We start from the raw sequence: 18,496 nt of genomic DNA on the forward strand, positions 1-18,496 counted from the left end.
CCCCATGGCGCAGAGATCACGCATATTCTCAGATGCCAGTACGCACACGAGTGTCTGCCGGAAACGCATCGGGGTGCGATCCGGCCGTGTGGTGAGGCGTGCGTGACGTACCGCCGCCGGCAGCGGCCCCCCGGGCCGTGGAGGACCCACCGGAGGCCACGGGTGGAAGGGTGCCTCACAACGTGACGACCGGACAGATATCCGACCCGTTCCCCGTCGGCGAGGACGCCGGGGACGACGAGCCCGAGGTACGGCGCCGCCGGGCGGCCCGGGCGCTCCAGGCAGTCGCCTTCGACACCATCGGCGCCGGGTACGGCGAGGCCTTCCCCGCCAAGGACGGCCAGCTGGCCTGCGGCCGCCGGCTGCTCGCCGGGCTGGAGCCCGGCGACCGGGTGCTGGACGTGGGCTGCGGCACCGGCGACCCGACCGTCCGCCAGCTGGCGGCGGCCGGCCTGCGGGTGACCGGCGCGGACCTCTCCGACGGGATGCTCTCACTGGCCCGGCGGGCCGCCTTCCCCGGCGACTTCCCGCCGGTCTTCCACCGGATCGACCTGTACGATCTGGCCACCGAGCGCGCCGACCGGGTCTGGAACGCCCCCGGACTGGGGCCGGACGGCCGGGGCCGGTTCGCCGCCGTGACGGCGTTCTTCTCGCTCATCCTGCTCCCGCAGGACGAGATCCCGACCGTGCTCGGGCAGCTGCGCGAACTCCTGCGTCCGGGAGGGCTGCTGGCGCTCGGTATGGTCGAGGCGGACCTGGATCACGTTCCGCTTCCGTTCCTTGGCAGAGAGCTGCGGATCAGTGGGTATCTGAGGGAGGATCTGGAGCGGGTTCTGGTCTCGGCCGGCTTCGCCGTCGAGGAGTGTTCGGGGCATCCGTACGCGCCGGCCAGTACCTCGCTGCCGCCGGAGGAACAGCTGTTCCTGTGCTGTCGACGCGTCGGCTGATCGAAGCGGGACCGCACCGGCCGCACCCGCGGCCGGTGCAGCAGAACAGCACACCGACCACACCGAATCCAGGACAGGCAGCCGTGCGCGACCAGCTCAAGACCGAGGCGGAGCAGCCGCCCGCCGTCCCGGGTCAGCGCCGCCAGGTCCCGGCCCTGACCACGGCCCCGGCACCGGCGGCGACAGCGGCCCTGCCGAACGCCCTGCCGACGCCCCAGGCCGCGACGCCGCCCACCGGCCCGGCGGCCCCGGCGAGGCGGTCGGCCGGGCGCCCGGAGCGCGCCGAGATGGCGGACCGCCTCGGGTACCTCGACTCGGCGACCCGGCGGATCAACAGCGCCCTCGACCTCGCCGCGACGCTGCGCAACATCGGCCGGGTGCTGGTCCCGACGCTCGCCGACGCCGCCGTCGTCCACCTGCGCGACCCGCTGCCCAACGTCGAACGCGAACCCGGCTTCCCCGAGGAGCTGCGGATACACCACAGCACCGGCACCCGGATCGGGCGCCGCGGCCGCCCCAGCGGCGTGGACGACCGGCGGCGCCCCCGCTACGGCGCCCGCTCGACGGCCGACGGCGGTCCGGCCACCCCGGTGACCCGCGGCGGGGCGCTCGCCCACGCCCTGCTCAGCCGTCGCCCCGCCGAGGCGGCCGTCCTCGGTGCGCCCGGCGCCGAGCGCACCGAGACGCTGCTGCGCGAGCTGTACGGCACCCGAGGGGTGGCCCGGCTGGCCACCGGCACCTCCGTCCTCGCCCTGCCGCTGCGCGGCCGCAAGGCCGTCCTCGGGCTGCTGATACTGATCCGCCGCCCTCCCGAACGCACCGGCCGCCCGGTCTTCGACGCCGCGGACACCGCGACCGCCGCGCACCTCGCCACCCAGGCCGGACTGGCCGTCGACACCGCGCTGCGCTACGCCCGCGAGTGGGAGATCGCCAACGAGCTCCAGCGCAGCATGCTGCCGCTGCGGCTGCCGCAGTCGCACGGCGTCCGGATCGCCCAGCGCTACCTGCCCGGTGAGCGCGGCGCGCAGGTCGGCGGCGACTGGTACGACGCCGTCCCGCTGCCCGGAAACCGGGTCGCCCTGATCGTGGGCGACGTGATGGGCCACTCGCTCACCTCGGCCGCCATCATGGGCCAGCTGCGCACCAGCGCCCAGACCCTGGCCGCCCTGGACCTGCCGCCCCACGAGGTGCTGTACCACCTGGACGAGCAGGCCCAGCGGCTCGGCCGCGAACAGCACCTGGCCACCTGCGTCTACGCGGTGTACGACCCGATCGCCAACCGGGTGGTGATGGCCAACGCCGGGCACGTCCCACCGGTGCTGGTCCGCCCGGACGGCACCGCCGAGCTGGTCGAGCTGGACTCCGGGGCCCCGATCGGCGTCGGCGGGGTGGACTTCAACTCCGTCGAGCTGCCCGCCCCGCCCGGTTCGGCGCTGCTGCTGTTCACCGACGGCCTGGTGGAGACCCGCACCCGCGCGATCAGCGACGGCCTGGAGGTGCTGCGCGCCCGGATCGCCGCCGCCCGCTGGCAGTCCCCCGAGCAGCTGTGCCAGGAGGCGCTGCGGATCCTGCCGCCCGGCGACCGCGGCGACGACATCGCCCTGCTGGGCGCCTGCTTCGACGGCATCCCGGCCGGGGACGTCGCCCACTGGTACCTCCAGCCGCGCAACGAGACGCCGGGCCGGGCCCGCCGGCTGGCCGCGCACACGCTGCGCCGCTGGGGGCTGGACGAGCTCAGCGAGGCGACCGAGCTGATGGTCAGCGAGCTGGTCACCAACGCCGTCCAGCACGCCACCCGGCCGGTCACCCTGAGCCTGGTGCGCACCACCCGGCTGCGCTGCGAGGTCGGCGACGACAGCCCGTTGCTGCCGCGCCCGCGCCGCACCGGGCCGGAGGACGAACGCGGGCGCGGGCTCCAGATAGTGGCCCGGTGCGCGGACCGCTGGGGCGCGACCCGGCTGGGCACCGGCAAGGTGGTCTGGTTCGAGCAGCGGCTGCCCGTGCGGACGTGACGGCGCCCGGCGGGAGGGGTTCCCGCCGGGCGCTGCGGGGGGGGCGGCCCGGGACCGCCGGCCTCAGACCCCGGCGGGCTCCTTCGCCGGCTCGCGCTCCAGCGCGGCGATCAGCTGCTCGCCCTCCATGTCGGCCTTCGGCACGACCTTCTCCAGCCGCTTCGGGAACCACCAGGCGGCCCGGCCGAACAGCGCCATCGCGGCCGGCACCAGCGCCATCCGCACCACGAAGGCGTCCACCAGCACGCCCACCGCGAGGGCGAAGCCGATCGGCTGGACGATCGGGTCGTCGCCGAGCACGAACGAGCCGAACACCGAGACCATGATCAGCGCGGCGGCCGTGACCACCCGGGCGCCGTCGCGGACCCCGGCCACCACGGCCTCGCGCGGCGCCGTGCCGTGGACGTGGCGCTCCTTCATCCCGGAGACCAGGAACAGCTCGTAGTCCATCGCCAGCCCGAACAGCACGCTGATCAGGAGGATCGGCAGGAAGCTCACCACCGGCCCGACCTTCGGCACGTCGATCAGGCCGTCCAGCCAGCCCCACTGGTAGACGGCGACCACCGCGCCGGTCGAGGCCAGGATGCTGAGCAGGAAGCCGGCCACCGCCTTGAGCGGGACGAGCACCGAGCGGAACGCCAGCGCGAGCAGCACCAGCGCGATGCCGACGATCACCGCGACGAACGGCGGCAGCGCCTGGCCGAGCTTGGTGGAGACGTCGATGTTGGCGGCGGTGGTGCCGGTGACGGCGATGCCGGCGCCGGTCTCGGACCTCAGCGCGTCGCGCTGGTCGCGGATCTCGTTGACCAGCGCCTTGGTGTCCTCGTGGTCCGGTCCGGTCTTCGGGATGACGGTGACCAGGGCCGTCCCGCTCGCCGGGTCGACGGTCGGCGGCAGCAGCGTCCGGACGCCCTCCAGGGTCTGGAGCCTGCCCGCCACCTCCTGGACGGCCTGCTCCGGCCGCGGCGCCCCGTGGGCGTCCACGACCACCACCAGCGGCGCGTTGAAGCCGGGCCCGAAGCTCTCGCCGATCAGGTCGTAGGCCTTGCGCGGGTCGGTCCCGGCGGCCTGCGAGCCGCCGCCCGGCAGGCCGAGGGAGAGGCTCGCGGCCGGCACCGCGAGGACGCCCAGCGCGGCCAGCCCGGTGAGCAGCACGGCCAGCGGGCGGCGGACCACGAAGCGGCCCCAGCGCTCGCCCAGGGTGGTCCGGCCGCCGGTGCGCAGCGCCCGCTTCCACACCGGCAGCCGGTCGATCGCGCGGCCGGCGAAACCGAGCAGTGCGGGCAGCAGGGTGATCGCCACCAGGACGGCCACCACGACGGCGCCGGAGGCGACCAGGCCCATGACGGTCAGGAACGGGACACCGGCGACGGCGAGCCCGGCGAGCGCCACGACCACCGTCAGGCCGGCGAAGACCACCGCGCTGCCGGCGGTCGCGGTGGCGCGGGCGGCGGCCTCCTCGGGCTCCAGGCCCTCGGCCAGGTGGCGGCGGTGCCGGGAGACGATGAACAGCGCGTAGTCGATGCCGACCGCGAGGCCGACCATCAGGGCGAGCACCGGGGCGGCGGTGAGGATCTCGAACGAGCCGGTCAGCGCCCAGATCCCGGAGAGCGCCACGCCGATCCCCACCAGGGCGGTCAGCAGCGGCATCCCGGCGGCGACCAGCGTGCCCAGGGTGATCACCAGCACCACCCCGGCGACCAGCAGGCCGATCGACTCGGAACCGCCCTCGACGTGCGCCATCCTGTTGAACGCGTCGCCGCCGGCGGCGACCTCCAGCCCGGCCGCGCGGGCCGGTTCGGCGGCGGCCTTCACGGCCTCGCGCTGCTGGTCGGTGATGTCGGCGAGCCGGTGGTCGAAGGAGACCAGGGCGATCGCGACCCTGCCGTCCGGTGAGACGGCGCCGGTGGCGTACGGGTCGGGCGCCGCGGCCACGCCCGGGACGGCGGCGATCCGGGCGACGGCCTCGCTGACCGCTTTGCCCGCCTCCGGCGCGGTGAGGCCGCCGGGGGCGGAGGCGGCGAAGACGACCTGGGCGGAGCCGTGGTCCTGCTCCGGAAAGGCGCCCTTGATCTGGTCCAGGGTGGTCTGCGCCTCGGTGCCGGGGACCCGGAACTCGTCGCTGGTCTTGTCGGCGAACGCGCCCGCGGCCCCGCCCAGCGCGATCAGCAGGGCGATCCAGACGGCCAGGACGGCGCGCCTTCGGCGGAAGGCGAAGCGGCCCAATCGGTACAGGTAGGTGGCCATCGGTGGTCCTCGTGGTCGGTCGGAGGGTTGTCGGCACCACCGTACGACCAACTTTGTCACATGACCAAGTTGGTCGACAGAATCATGCGACAAGATCGAGTGACGCAGTTGCCCGCCCGTGGCGATACCCTGACCCAATGGCTCATGTCCCCGCCTCCGAACGCCGCCCGCAACTGGTCCAGGCCGCCCTGGACCTGATGGCCAGGGAAGGCGTCGCGGCCGGCAGCACCCGCGCGATCGCGGCCGAGCTGGGCGTGGCGCAGGCGACGGTGCACTACACCTTCGGCACCAAGAAGGACCTCTACCGGGCCGTGGTGGAGCAGCTCACCGCCGACTTCGTCGACAGCGTCCGCGCCGTCGACCCCGGTGACGGCCCGTTCGGCGAACAGGTCCGCACCCTGGTCCACGCCCTGTGGGAGAACTCGACCAAGGCGGACGGGCGGTGCGAGCTGCTCAGCGAGTTCGCCGCACTGGCCATGCGCGACCCCGACCTCCAGGAGATCATGTGGGCGATGCAGCGCGGGATCGAGGCCACCGCGGCCGAGATACTCGGCGCGCTCGCCGACGCCCACGGCATCCGCCTCGCCCTGCCGGCACGGGAGGTCGCCCTCTTCTTCCTGGCCGGCTTCGACGGGCTGACCAGCCGTCACCTGGCGCAGCGCACCCCCGGCGAGCCCACCGACCCGGACACCCTGCGCGCCCTCGACCTGCTGGTGACCACCGCCGTCGGCCTGTGCCTCGACGGACCGGCGGTCAGCTGACGATCCGCACCGGCAGCTCGACCAGCACCTCGCGCAGCGCGGCGGCGAAGCGCTCGTACTCGGCGCTACGGGCCGAGCCCGGCCGCATGGCCAGCCCGATCCGGCGGCCGGGCGCCGGGGCGGCGAAGCGGACGGCGGCCAGCCGGTCGGTGCGCCCGGCCTCGACGTCCAGCGCGGTGGCCGGCAGCAGGGTCACCCCGAGGCCGCCGGCGACCAGCTGGACCAGGGTGGACAGCCCGGCCGCGCGGGTGGTCGAGCCCGCCGGGTCGGCGCCGACCTCGCGGCAGATGTCCAGCGCCTGGTCGCGCAGGCAGTGGCCCTCCTCCAGCAGCAGCACGTCCAGGTCGAGCAGCACGTCGCGCGGCACGTCGACCCGCCCGGCGAGCGGGTGGCCCGGCGGGGTGAGCAGGACGAAGTCCTCGTCGAACAGCGGGACGTCCCTGGTCGGCGAGGCCCCGCCGGCCGGCAGCGCGAGCAGCAGCACGTCCAGCCGCCCGGCGGCCAGGCCCTCCAGCAGCGAGGGGGTGCGCTCCTCGTGGACGTGCAGCTCCAGCTCCGGGAAGCGGTCGCGGACCAGCCGCAGCACGGTGGGCAGCAGGTAGGGCGCGACGGTCGGGATGACGCCCAGGTGCAGCGGCCCGGTGAACGGGCGGCGGGCGGCCTCGACCTCCTCGGTGAGGGCCTGGAGCGAGGCGAGCACCCGGCGGGCGTGCTGGTGCACCCGCTCCCCCAGCGGGGTGACGATCACCTTGCGCGTCGTACGCTCGACCAGTTGCGCGCCCAGCGACTCCTCCAGCGCCGCGACCGCCCCGGACAGCGCGGGCTGGCTGGTCCCGCTGGCGGCGGCGGCCTCGCGGAAGTGCCGGTGCTCGGCCACCGCGACGAACGCCCTGAGCTGGGCGACGGTCGGGGTGCGGGGGCTGCGGGCTGTGGCGCTCGCCACAGCCGGGTCGGTCCTGGCGGCGGCGCCCCGGCGGGCGCCCGGTCGCGACTTGGCGGGTTCGGTACTGATAGCCATCTCCGATCAGACACATCCAGTCTAGCTATTTCCCTGATCAGTCCACGATGTGGAATCGTGGGTGTCGTTCGGAATCCGGACAAACTCCCCTCATCTACTTCAGGAGAAGCGAACGTGCTCACGATCGGTGACAAGTTCCCCGAGTTCGACCTCAAGGCCTGTGTCGACCTGGACGCCGCGAACGCCTTCGCCGACATCAACCACAAGTCCTACGAGGGCAAGTGGAAGGTCGTCTTCTTCTGGCCGATGGACTTCACCTTCGTCTGCCCGACCGAGATCGCCGCGTTCGGCAAGCTGAACGACGAGTTCGCGGACCGCGACGCCCAGATCCTCGGCGTCTCCGGCGACTCCGAGTTCGTGCACCACGCCTGGCGCAAGGACCACAAGGACCTGCGCGACCTGCCCTTCCCGATGCTGGCCGACATCAAGCACGACCTGATGCGCGCCTGCGGCGTCGAGAACGAGGACGGCACCGCCCAGCGCGCCGTCTTCATCGTCGACCCGAACAACGAGATCCAGTTCGTCATGGTGACCGCCGGCTCCGTCGGCCGTAACCCCAAGGAGGTCCTGCGGGTGCTGGACGCCCTGCAGACCGACGAGCTGTGCCCGTGCAACTGGAACAAGGGCGAGGACACCCTCGACGCCCAGGCCCTGCTGGCGGGCTGACCCATGGCTCTCGACGACCTGAAGGCCGCCCTCCCGGACTACGCCAAGGACCTCAAGCTCAACCTGGGCTCGGTCATCGGCAACTCCGACCTCCCCGCCCAGCAGCTCTGGGGCACCGTGCTCTCCTGCGCGATGGCCACCCGCAGCCCCGGCCTGCTGCGCGAGCTGGAGCCCGAGGCCAAGGCCAACCTCTCCCCGGAGGCGTACAACGCCGCCAAGGGCGCGGCCGCGATCATGGGGATGAACAACGTCTACTACCGGACGCTGCACCTGCTCTCCGACAAGGAGTACAGCACGATGCGGGCCGGTCTGCGGATGAACATCATCGGCACCCCGGGCGTCGAGAAGGTCGACTTCGAGCTCTGGTGCTTCGCGGTCTCGGCCATCAACGGCTGCGGCCAGTGCCTCGACTCGCACGAGGCCGTCCTGCGCAAGGCCGGCGTCGAGCGCGAGGTCGTCCAGGCCTCGATGAAGATCGCCGCCGTCCTCCAGGCCGTGGCCGGCGTCCTCGACTCCGAGGCCGCCCTGGCCGGCGCCAACGGCTGACGCACCACCCGCGCTGCCGAGCGAACGGGCCCCGACCGGACACCACGTCCGGCCGGGGCCCGTTCGCGTTCCCGGCGGCTACTCCGCCGCCGGCCGCGCCTGCGCGTGCGGCTGCGCGGACGCCGGTACGGGCGCCGACACGGGCGCCGGGGCCGCCGCGGTGCGCTCGGCCGCCTCGCGAGCTGCTTCGAGCGCGGTGAACACGGCCTGACCGGCCTCGTTGCGCCGCCGCAGGTGGCCGACCACCGTGTTGATCACCGCGATCAGCGGGACGGCGACCACCGCGCCGCCGATGCCGCCGATGATGCCGCCGGCCGCGACGCCCAGCACCACGCCGAGCGGGTGCACCCGGACGGCCCGGCCGAGGATCAGCGGCTGGAGGATGTGGCTCTCCACCTGCATCACCACCACCAGCACCACCAGCACCATCAGCGCCGTCCACGGCCCCTGGGTGACCAGCGCGATCAGCACCGCGACGGTGCCGGTGACCAGCGCGCCGACCAGCGGGACGAAGGCGCCGAGGAAGATGATCACGGCCATCGGCATCGCCAGCGGCACTCCCAGCATGTCCACCCCGACGCCGATGCAGACCGCGTCGATGAACGCCACGCAGACCGTCCCGCGCACGTACGCGGTGAGCGTCACCCACGCCTTGGGGCCGGCCCCGGCCATCGCGAAGCGGGACTGCCGGGGCAGGCCGCGCAGCGCCCAGTTCCAGATCTTCGCGCCGTCGTAGAGGAAGAAGAAGGTGGTGAAGAAGGTCATCAGCAGCGCGGTCAGCACCTCGACGGCGATCTGCGCGCCGGTGATCGAGGCCGAAGTGAGCTGATCGGTGTTGGTGGTGATGGCCTTGGTGATCTGGTTGGCGAAGTCGGTGATCTGCTGCTGGGTCAGGTGGAGGGGTCCGGTGACCATCCAGTCCCGCAGCTGGTTGACGCCGGTCTTCACCTGGGTGGTGACGTCCGAAAGGTTGGTCGACACCTGCCAGACCACGAACCAGCCGACCAGCCCGATCCCGGCCAGACCGCTCAGGAACACCCCGCCGGCCGCCAGCGAGCGCGGCACCCCGCGCCGGCGCAGCCAGGAGACCGAGGGCTCCAGCAGCGCGCTGATCAGCAGCGAGGCCAGCACGGAGAAGGCGACCAGCCGCAGCATGTCGACGACGCGGAAGAGGACGTAGAGCGCGGCGCCGAGCAGCAGCAGCCGCCAGGTCGACTCGGCCGCCACCCGCAGCCCCCACGGCACCGCCTCGGCGGGGGTGGCCGGACGGCCCGGGTGGTACTCCCGTCCGAACCCGGCGTGCGCGGCCGGAGCCGCCGGAGCCGTCGGGACCGCCGAGGCCGCCTTGGCCACCGCGACGGGCGGGGGCGGCTCGGCCTCCGCACCGGTCGGCCCCGCCGGGGCCCGGTCCGGCCGCGGCCCGGGGGCCGGGCCGCTCTCCCCTGCCGGTGCCGGGACGAGCCCGTCGACGAGCGCGGGCACGTGTCCGCCCACCGGCACCGCCTCGTGCGGGTCGGCCGCCATCGCGGCGCGCCGGCGCCGTTCGATCACGGCGGCCGCGCTCGCCACCACGGCCATGCCCTTGGCCACGGCCTTGAAGGCCCTTCCGCCCCGCGCCATCCCTGCTACCACCGCTTCCCTGCCGCACCCGCCGAGCCCGGCGGTACGCCGCGGGTCCCGCCGCGGCCGTCAGGGATGACGCTACCCGGCGACGGCACGGTGAGTCCGGTCGCCGGTCCGTTCGACCGGAACCCCTCATCCCAATGAACCGGACAAAACGCCGCGTTCCATCTGGTTTCGGACAGACGTCGCGGGGGAGGAGCCGGAACGGGACCCCGGAGCGAACCACCGAGGTCGCCCCACGGCCAACCGCCGGCGGACCGGCCGGTGCGGGGAGCACCCAGGACCCCTCCCCGCGCCCCGCGTCCGCAACCGGGGCCGCACCGCCCGGGGGCCGCGCAGGTCAGCGCGGCCCGGGCGGCGCGGCCCGCCCCTTCCCCGAGCGGAGAACGCCACGGCCCCCGGCGTCCGCCCGAGGAGGACGGACGGCCGGGGGCCGTGCGAACCGCGCCGCCGGGGGCGGCAGCCGTTCCTAGTACCAGTTGTGGCCCTGCCAGAACGACCACGCGCCACACGGGCTGCCGTAGCGGCTGTTCATGTAGCTGAGGCCCCACTTGATCTGGGTCGCCGGGTTGGTGCGCCAGTCGGCACCGGCCGAGGCCATCTTGTTGCCGGGCAGCGCCTGGACCAGGCCGTACGCGCCCGAGCTCTTGTTGGTCGCGGTGTAGTCCCAGCCGCTCTCGCGCTTCACGATCTGGCTGAAGCACTGGAACTGGGTGTCGTTGCCGACGATCTGCCGGGCGAGGTCCTGGACCGAGCCGGGGCTGACCGAGACGGCCGGCGCGCTGTCGTCGACCGCGGCCATCGCCGAACGCGACTTGGAGCGGTTGGCGGCGGCCTCGTCGGCCTTGCGCTTCTCCTCCGCGGCCTTGGCGGCCTTGTCCGCGTCGGCCTTGGCCTGGGCATCGGCCTTCGCCTGGGCGTCCGCGGCGGCCTGCTGGCGCGCGGCCTCCTCGGCGGCCTTCTGCTCCGCGGCGGCCTTGGCGGCGGCGTCGGCGGAGGCCTGCTGGGCGGATGCCTGCTGGCCGATGTTGTCACTGATGGTCTGCGCCTGGGCGCCAGAGGGGACTTCGGCAAGCAGCGTCGCGCCGGCGACGTCGACCGTCTGCGTGGTCTTGCCCTCGCTGCCCGAGGCCATGCCGACGACGGCACCGACAGCGGTGACCGCGGTGGCGGAGGCCACAGCAACTCCCCGGACCGAGATCCGAGTCACATGGATTCCTTCCAGCATCGCCCACGCGTGACCGTGCGGACGCAAGATGCCCCTTGGCACGGACCTCCGTACGGTGCTTGGTCACGGGAGGTGCTGGCCCGGCGTCCGGCCGAGGTGAGGCGACCGGGCGTTGGAATCGGGCGGCGTACGGCTCAACGGTCTTCAATTGTGCGTCCACCGACCGGAGTTGGCGGACCTTCCGGGGCCTGACTTCCGGGGTCCGGAAGCCCTGCCGCGCCGTACACGGGGCCTGACAGAACCCTCACCATGCCGCACCGGGTACGGTCGACGCAATTCCCGCCCGCGTGGCGCATGTCACATCCGCCGTACGGCAGTTCCCCGGACGGAAAGCACTCGATGTGATGAAACGGACGGGGCCCGCTCCCTCAGGAACGGGCCCCCGGCCATGAGTTGACCATATTGTCCGACTATGCCCCGATCGGGGCCGGATCACGGGTTGATGTCCTCCAGCATCTCCGTGACCAGCGCCGCGATCGGCGAACGCTCCGAGCGGGTGAGCGTGATGTGGGCGAAGAGCGGATGGCCCTTCAGCTTCTCCACCACCGCCACCACGCCGTCGTAGCGGCCCACCCGGAGGTTGTCCCGCTGCGCCACGTCGTGGGTGAGCACCACCCGCGAGCCCTGGCCGATCCGGGACAGCACCGTCAGCAGGACGTTCCGCTCCAGCGACTGCGCCTCGTCCACGATCACGAAGGCGTCGTGCAGCGAGCGCCCCCGGATGTGGGTCAGCGGGAGCACCTCCAGCATCCCGCGGGCGATGACCTCCTCGATCACGTCCGGGGTGGTGACGGCGGAGAGGGTGTCGAAGACCGCCTGGGCCCAGGGGCCCATCTTCTCCGCCTCGCTGCCCGGCAGGTAGCCGAGCTCCTGGCCGCCGACCGCGTACAGCGGCCGGAAGACCATCACCTTGCGGTGCTGCCTGCGCTCCAGCACCGCCTCCAGCCCCGCGCACAGCGCGAGCGCCGACTTCCCGGTGCCGGCCCGGCCGCCCATCGAGACGATGCCGACCTCCGGGTCGAGCAGCAGGTCCAGCGCCACCCGCTGTTCGGCGCTGCGCCCGCGCAGCCCGAACGCCTCGCGCTCGCCGCGCACCAGCCGGACCCGGCCCTCGCCGGTGACCCGGCCGAGCGCCCGGCCGCGCTCCGAGGTGAGCACCAGTCCGGTGTGGACGGGCAGCTCGGCCGCCCCGTCGACGTCCACCCCGGCGTCGTGGCCGGCCGCGAACAGCGCGTCCACCTGGTCGGCCGGGACGTGCAGTTCGGACATGCCCGTCCAGCCGGAGGTGATCGCCAGCTCGGCCCGGTACTCCTCGGCGAGCAGGCCCACCGAACTGGCCTTGATCCGCAGCGGCAGGTCCTTGGACACGACGGTGACGTCGTAGCCCTCGGCCTGGAGGTTGCGGGCGACCGCGAGGATCCGGGTGTCCGCCTCGCCGCCGCCGGCCCGGTAGCCGACCGGCAGTATCGACACGTCGGAGTGGTTGAGCTCGACCCGGATGGTGCCGCCGAGCTCGCCCACCGGGATCGGCTCGTCGAGCCGGCCGTGGCGGATGCGGTAGTCGTCGAGCAGCCGCAGCGCCTGGCGGGCGAAGTACCCCAGCTCCGGATGGTGCCGCTTGGCCTCCAGCTCGGTGACGACCACCACCGGGAGGACGACCTCGTGCTCCTCGAAGCGGGTCATGGCGAGCGGGTCCGCCAGGAGCACGCTGGTGTCGAGAACGTACGTGCGCCGGTCTGGTGTCCGGCGGCTCTTGGAACTGACCACTAGGCCTCCAGAGCGGATGACCCTGCGTCATCCGCGTCCAGCCGGCCCCCGCTGCCCCGGTGGCCTCGGGGCCGGACTGACTGGACTATTCCCAGGCGGGGAACGGTGCATTCGCGCCCCCGGCGAACTGACGGATCATTGCCGGTGAACGTTTGGCCTCGCGCGGGCGCCGGGTAGGCCAGGCCTACGGCGGTCATTTCCCCGTGGGCCCGGGTGGGCCGGGGCGCCGGTCCGGCCTAGAGCCCCATCCTCCGGTTGCGCTGTTCGAAGGCCCGCAGCGCGCGCAGGAAGTCGACCTTGCGGAAGGCCGGCCAGTACGCCTCGCAGAAGTAGAACTCGCTGTGCGCGCTCTGCCAGAGCAGGAAACCGGACAGCCGCTGCTCGCCCGAGGTGCGGATGATCAGGTCCGGGTCGGGCTGGTCACGGGTGTACAGGTGCTCGGAGATGTGCTCGACGGTCAGGATCTCGGCCAGCTGCTCGATCGAGGTGCCGCGGCCGGCGTGCTCCTGGAGCAGCGAGCGGACGGCGTCGGCGATCTCGTGCCGGCCGCCGTAGCCGACCGCGACGTTGACGGTGATCCCGTCGATGTCGGAGGTCTCCTCGGCGGCCCGCTTGAGCACGTCGGCGGTGTGCTGCGGGAGCAGGTCCAGCGCGCCGACCGGGTTGACCCGCCAGCGGCGGGCGGCGGCCAGGCCGGTGACGGCGTCCTCGATGATGCCGAGCAGCGGGACGAGCTCGTCGGCCGGGCGGTCCAGGTTGTCGGTGGAGAGCATCCAGAGGGTGACGACCTTGACGTGGGTCTCGTCGCACCAGCCGAGGAACTCGCTGATCTTGTCGGCGCCGCGCTGGTGGCCGTACGCGGTGGAGCCGCCGGCCGCCTTGGCCCAGCGGCGGTTTCCGTCCAGGATCACGCCGATGTGGCGAGGGGTGCGCGCGAGGTGGACCTCGACCCGCCGGCCGTAGAGCCGGTACATCCCGCCGAGCAGGGTGCGCAGCCCCGGCGTCCGTTCGGCGACATCGCGCAGACCCATCTTTCCCGGCCCCTCCGTGCTCGTTCAACTGGTGCGTCCCCGCCCCCGGCGCAGCCTACTCCCGCCCGCAGGTGCGCGGTGAAGCCGCAGGTAGCGGTCTTGTCACGGTCCTGTACGAAGTCTGTCCCGACCGGCGCGCCGGGGCTCGTCCGGGCGGGCCGCGGGGTCGTCGCGGGGCGTCCTTGTCGCGGACACGGAACGGTCTCCGAATCCTTAACGGAACCGTAAGCCGTTCGTCCGATGCTTGACGACCCGCAATGGTCTAGTCCAGCTTTTGATCCGGGACGAAACGAATCCTCCCCTCGTCCCACGGCTCACCTCGGACGCAACAGCCCTCCCCCACACGCGGCCGCCGCGCCCCCCACCGCGGCGGCCGCTCCTCCCCCAGGAGCGTCACCCCATGGCCCGTACGCTGAACCAGCCTTCGCACAAGCGCCGACGCGGCTCCCTCCCGGCCGTCGCGGCCGGTGCCACCGCCCTCGCCCTGGCCGGCAGCGGCCTCGCCCTCTTCGCCGGCGGCGCCAGCGCGGCGGTCGGCAACCTGGTCACCAACGGTGGGTTCGACAGCGGCCTCGCGGGCTGGACCTGCGCCGGCGCCGCGACCACCGTCTCCTCCCCGGTCCACTCCGGCACCGGCGCGCTCCAGGCCACCCCGAGCGCCGGCGACACCGCCGAGTGCACCCAGACCATCAGCGTGCTGCCCAACACCAGCTACACGCTGAGTGCCTGGGTCCAGGGCGCGTACACCTACCTCGGTGCGCGCGGCACCGGTGGCACCGACCCGTCCGTGTGGTCGAACCAGAACAGCTGGAACCAGCTGTCCACCACCTTCACCACCGGGGCGAACGCCACCAGCATCACCGTCTACCTGCACGGCTGGTACGGCCAGAGCGCGTACCTGGCCGACGACGTCGCGCTGGTCGGCCCCGGCGGCACCGGCACCCCGTCGCCGACCCCGACCGCCACCGCGACGCCCACGCCGACCCCCACCCAGACGGCCACGGCCTCCCCGACGCCGACCACGACGCCGACCACGACGCCCACCCAGACCCCGACCCAGACGCCCACCCCCACCGCGACGCCGACCACGACGCCGACGCCGACCACCACCCCGAAGCCGCCGACCGGCCTGCCCGCCCACGCGATCACCGGCTACTGGCAGAACTTCGACAACGGCGCGACCCCCCAGCGCCTGGCCGACGTCCAGAGCGCCTACGACATCATCGCGGTCTCCTTCGCCGACGCCGTGCCGACCCAGGCCGGCGCGATCAGCTTCACCCTGGACCCGGGCCTGTCCAAGGCGCTCGGCGGCTACACCGACGCCCAGTTCCGCGCCGACATCAAGGCCAAGCAGGCGGCCGGCAAGAAGGTCATCCTCTCCATCGGCGGCCAGAACGGCGCGATCAGCGTCGGGAACGCCACCGCCGGCGCCAACTTCGTCAACAGCGCCTACGCGATCATCAAGGACTACGGCTTCGACGGCATCGACGTCGACCTGGAGAACGGCGTCCAGGCCGGTCCGCTCGGTGACGCGCTGCACGCCCTCCAGGCCAAGGTCGGCTCCGGGTTCATCCTGACCATGGCCCCCGAGACCATCGGGATGTACAACACCTCCGGCGCCTACTTCCAGCTGGCGCTGAACACCAAGGACATCCTCACCGTCGTCAACACCCAGTTCTACAACTCGGGCGGCATGAACGGCTGCGACGGCAAGGTCTACACCCAGGGCACCGTCGACTTCATCACCTCGCAGGTCTGCACCCAGATCCAGGGCGGCCTGCGGCCGGACCAGGTGGGCATCGGCGTCCCGGCCTCCAGCAAGGCGGCGGGCGGCGGCTACCTCTCCCCGGCCCTGGTGAACAACGCGCTGGACTGCCTGGCCACCGGCAGCAACTGCGGCAGCTTCGTGCCGCCGGCCAAGTGGCCCACCATCCGCGGCGCGATGACCTGGTCGACCAACTGGGACGCCAACAACGGCAACGCGTTCTCCAACACGGTCGGCCCGTTCGTCCACAAGATGCCGTGACCGGCCCGGGGCCCGCGGGGGCCCCGGCCACCAGAGCTCAACTCCCCCGGCGCGCCGCTCCTTGAGGGTGGGGCCTGCGCGTCGGCGGCGGGGCCCGTCGTACCGAACCGGTACGGCGGGCCCTTCCGTTCCTCTCCCCTCTATTACCTCTATTACCGCCGAGGGCGTCCCGCCCCTTGCGGCCGAGGGCTTCCCCGCCGCCGGCCGGGCCCGCGCTCACCGCGCCAGGACCGCGGCGAGCGCGCCGAGCAGCAGGAAGGGGCCCGCCGGGAGGTCGAGTCCGCGCACCGACCGGCGGCGGGCCAGCGCGGCGGCGGCCCGCACGACGGCCCACAGCCCGGCGAGCACCATCGCGGCGAACAGCCCGCCGAGCGCCACCGACCAGCCGTACCAGCCGAGCAGCCCGCCCAGGGCGAGCCCCAGCGGGGAGTCCCCGGGGCCCAACGCGCCCAGCCAGACCGCCAGTTCGAGCACCGCCCCGACCGCGAGCGCGGCGAGCAGGCAGCGCGGCAGCGCGCCCGCTTCCCCCTCGGCCACCGCCACGGCCGACAGCAGCGCGGCCACCCCGCCCAGCAGCGGCACGGTCAGCCGGTACGGCAGCCGGCGCACCCGCGCGTCGACGAAGCCGAGCACCACGCCGAGCGCCGCCGCCCAGCCCAGCGCCAGGGCCGGCGCCGACGGCTGCCGCTCCACCGCGTACGCGACCGCGACGGCGACCGCCGCCGCGACCGGCTCCACCGTCCAGGGGCCGGCGCCCAGCCGCCGACGGCAGCCCGGGCAGCGCCCGGACGGCGGCAGCAGGCGCACTCCTCGCCCGCACGCCGGGCAGCCATCGCACCAGGGCTCGCCCTCCGGCACCGCGAACCGGGCGATCCGCCCGCGCAGCACCGGAGCCGCCAGCAATCCGACCAGCACCGCCGCGACCACGACCGGGACCACCGGCGCACCCCCTCCTCGACCGACGCACCGGCCCCATCCTCCCGCGCCGGCCGCCCGCCCGGTGTGCCGTCCGTCTCGTCGCGCCCCACGGCGCGGCCGCGCTCCTCGCGTACGGGAGCGTTCCGGACACCGGGCCGCCCATTCACAAGGCCGCCCCGGGCCGCCGCCTGCCGATCCAAGGGGGCCGTTCGGGCCCTCACGGTCACCTTCCCGTAAGCCCACCGGGAGGGCCGTCCGTACCCCTAAAGTAGGCGGACATGCAGGTCATCCAGTCCAGCAAGCTCGCCAATGTCTGCTACGACATCCGCGGCCCGGTGCTCGACGAGGCGATGCGGCTGGAGGCCCAGGGCCACCGCATCCTCAAGCTCAACACCGGCAACCCGGCCACCTTCGGTTTCGAGGCTCCCCCGGAGATCCTCCAGGACATCCTGCGCAACCTCGCCGACGCCCACGGCTACGGCGACTCCAAGGGCCTGCTCTCCGCCCGCCGCGCGGTGGTCATGCACTACGAGGAGCGCGGGCTGCACGGCCTCTCCGTCGACGACGTCTTCCTCGGCAACGGCGTCTCCGAGCTGATCCAGCTGGCGATGACCGCGCTGCTGGACGACGGCGACGAGGTGCTCGTCCCGGCGCCGGACTACCCGCTGTGGACCGCCTCGGTCTCGCTGGCCGGCGGCACCGCCGTGCACTACCGCTGCGACGAGCAGTCCGAGTGGTACCCGGACCTCGCCGACATCGAGGCCAAGGTCACCGACCGGACCAGGGCCATCGTGGTGATCAACCCGAACAACCCGACCGGCGCGGTCTACCCGCGCGAGGTGCTGGAGGGCATCGCCGAGCTCGCCCGCCGGCACCAGCTGGTGGTCTACGCGGACGAGATCTACGACAAGATCCTCTACGACGACGCCGAGCACGTCCCGCTGGCCACCCTGGCCCCGGACCTGTTCTGCGTCACCTTCAACGGCCTGTCCAAGGCGTACCGGGTCGCGGGCTTCCGCTCCGGCTGGATGGTGCTGTCCGGCGACCGGCGGCGGGCCCGCAGCTACATCGAGGGCCTGACCGTGCTCGCCTCGATGCGGCTGTGCGCCAACATGCCCGCGCAGCACGCGGTGGCCGCCGCGCTCGGCGGGCGCCAGTCGATCCGCGACCTGATCCTGCCCGGCGGCCGGCTGCTCGCCTCGCGCGACGCCGCGTACGAGCTGCTGAACCGGATCCCGGGGGTCAGCTGCGTCAAGCCCAAGGGCGCGCTGTACGCCTTCCCCCGGCTGGACCCCAAGGTCCACAAGATCAGGGACGACGCCCGGATGGTGCTCGACCTGCTGCGCTCCCAGCGCATCCTGGTGGTCCAGGGCACCGGCTTCAACTGGCCGGAACCGGATCACTTCCGGCTGGTCACGCTGCCCCGGGCGGAGGAGATCACCGACGCGGTGACCAGGATCGGGGACTTCCTCGGCGGTTACGTCCAGGCGTAGCGGACCGGCCGCGCCAAGCCGGCGCGACGGACCACCGTGGCCGACCACCGCGGCGGACCTCCGTGGCGGACCTCCGCGCGGGGGAACGGACGCGGGAAACACTACGGCCGGAGTCCCGGCACCGGCGATCTCCTTGGTCGGGGGAAGATCGCCGGGCGGAAACTCCGGCCGTCCTGCCGCTCGGCGGGGCGCGCGGTTCGTGCCGCGCGCCCG

Annotated in this window: 14 protein-coding genes; 7 read left to right on the forward strand and 7 right to left on the reverse strand. The window is 73.5% G+C overall.

Annotated features, from left to right (window positions below; genetic code table 11):
- Positions 1-182: 182 nt before the first annotated feature.
- Both ACZ55U_RS10850 and ACZ55U_RS10855 read left to right on the forward strand, forming a co-directional pair.
- Entirely contained in the window at positions 183-947 is a 765-nt protein-coding gene (locus ACZ55U_RS10850; RefSeq protein WP_465524712.1) for a class I SAM-dependent methyltransferase, read from the forward strand.
- A gap of 287 nt (positions 948-1,234) precedes the next feature.
- Positions 1,235-2,959 (forward strand): ATP-binding SpoIIE family protein phosphatase, encoded by a 1,725-nt coding sequence (locus ACZ55U_RS10855; protein WP_465524907.1) that lies wholly within the window; start codon positions 1,235-1,237, stop codon positions 2,957-2,959.
- A 63-nt stretch (positions 2,960-3,022) separates the two neighbouring features.
- On the opposite strand, the gene ACZ55U_RS10860 is transcribed toward ACZ55U_RS10855, so the two are convergent.
- On the reverse strand, positions 3,023-5,206 hold the full coding sequence (locus ACZ55U_RS10860) for an MMPL family transporter (protein WP_465524714.1): 2,184 nt from the start codon (positions 5,204-5,206) through the stop codon (positions 3,023-3,025).
- A 137-nt stretch (positions 5,207-5,343) separates the two neighbouring features.
- Between ACZ55U_RS10860 and ACZ55U_RS10865 the strand changes: the two genes are divergently transcribed.
- Positions 5,344-5,967 carry a TetR/AcrR family transcriptional regulator gene (locus ACZ55U_RS10865; protein WP_465524716.1) on the forward strand — a complete coding sequence of 208 codons (624 nt, stop codon included), beginning with the start codon at positions 5,344-5,346 and terminating at the stop codon, positions 5,965-5,967.
- Here ACZ55U_RS10865 and ACZ55U_RS10870 read toward each other — a convergent pair.
- On the reverse strand, positions 5,960-6,985 hold the full coding sequence (locus ACZ55U_RS10870; protein WP_465524718.1) for a LysR substrate-binding domain-containing protein: 1,026 nt from the start codon (positions 6,983-6,985) through the stop codon (positions 5,960-5,962). The two genes, ACZ55U_RS10865 and ACZ55U_RS10870, sit on opposite strands and share 8 nt — an antisense overlap.
- 114 nt (positions 6,986-7,099) lie before the next feature.
- On the opposite strand from ACZ55U_RS10870, the gene ACZ55U_RS10875 reads away from it, so the two are divergent.
- Positions 7,100-7,651 (forward strand): peroxiredoxin, encoded by a 552-nt coding sequence (locus ACZ55U_RS10875; RefSeq protein WP_465524720.1) that lies wholly within the window; start codon positions 7,100-7,102, stop codon positions 7,649-7,651.
- A gap of 3 nt (positions 7,652-7,654) precedes the next feature.
- Entirely contained in the window at positions 7,655-8,197 is a 543-nt protein-coding gene (locus ACZ55U_RS10880) for an alkyl hydroperoxide reductase (RefSeq protein ID WP_465524722.1), read from the forward strand.
- A 78-nt stretch (positions 8,198-8,275) separates the two neighbouring features.
- Here the strand turns inward: ACZ55U_RS10880 and ACZ55U_RS10885 are convergent, their stop codons facing one another.
- From ACZ55U_RS10885 to ACZ55U_RS10900, 4 genes are all read right to left on the reverse strand, one after another.
- On the reverse strand, positions 8,276-9,817 hold the full coding sequence (locus ACZ55U_RS10885; protein ID WP_465524724.1) for an AI-2E family transporter: 1,542 nt from the start codon (positions 9,815-9,817) through the stop codon (positions 8,276-8,278).
- A gap of 472 nt (positions 9,818-10,289) precedes the next feature.
- Positions 10,290-11,030, reverse strand: coding sequence for an aggregation-promoting factor C-terminal-like domain-containing protein (locus ACZ55U_RS10890; protein WP_465524726.1), 741 nt, complete (start codon positions 11,028-11,030; stop codon positions 10,290-10,292).
- A gap of 450 nt (positions 11,031-11,480) precedes the next feature.
- Positions 11,481-12,815 (reverse strand): PhoH family protein, encoded by a 1,335-nt coding sequence (locus tag ACZ55U_RS10895; RefSeq protein ID WP_465524728.1) that lies wholly within the window; start codon positions 12,813-12,815, stop codon positions 11,481-11,483.
- A 236-nt stretch (positions 12,816-13,051) separates the two neighbouring features.
- Positions 13,052-13,846 (reverse strand): isoprenyl transferase, encoded by a 795-nt coding sequence (locus ACZ55U_RS10900; RefSeq protein ID WP_465524730.1) that lies wholly within the window; start codon positions 13,844-13,846, stop codon positions 13,052-13,054.
- Between the two features lie 400 nt (positions 13,847-14,246).
- Between ACZ55U_RS10900 and ACZ55U_RS10905 the strand changes: the two genes are divergently transcribed.
- A complete protein-coding gene (locus ACZ55U_RS10905; RefSeq protein ID WP_465524732.1) occupies positions 14,247-15,872 on the forward strand; it encodes a chitinase in 1,626 nt (541 codons plus the stop codon).
- 216 nt (positions 15,873-16,088) lie between these two features.
- Here the strand turns inward: ACZ55U_RS10905 and ACZ55U_RS10910 are convergent, their stop codons facing one another.
- Positions 16,089-16,811: a prepilin peptidase gene (locus ACZ55U_RS10910; protein WP_465524734.1), complete on the reverse strand. Its 723-nt coding sequence runs from the start codon at positions 16,809-16,811 to the stop codon at positions 16,089-16,091.
- Between the two features lie 257 nt (positions 16,812-17,068).
- Here ACZ55U_RS10910 and ACZ55U_RS10915 point away from each other — a divergent pair, with 257 nt between their 5' ends.
- Positions 17,069-18,283 (forward strand): pyridoxal phosphate-dependent aminotransferase, encoded by a 1,215-nt coding sequence (locus tag ACZ55U_RS10915; RefSeq protein WP_465524736.1) that lies wholly within the window; start codon positions 17,069-17,071, stop codon positions 18,281-18,283.
- Positions 18,284-18,496: the final 213 nt, after the last annotated feature.

Source organism: Kitasatospora sp. NPDC034533 (assembly GCF_055575155.1).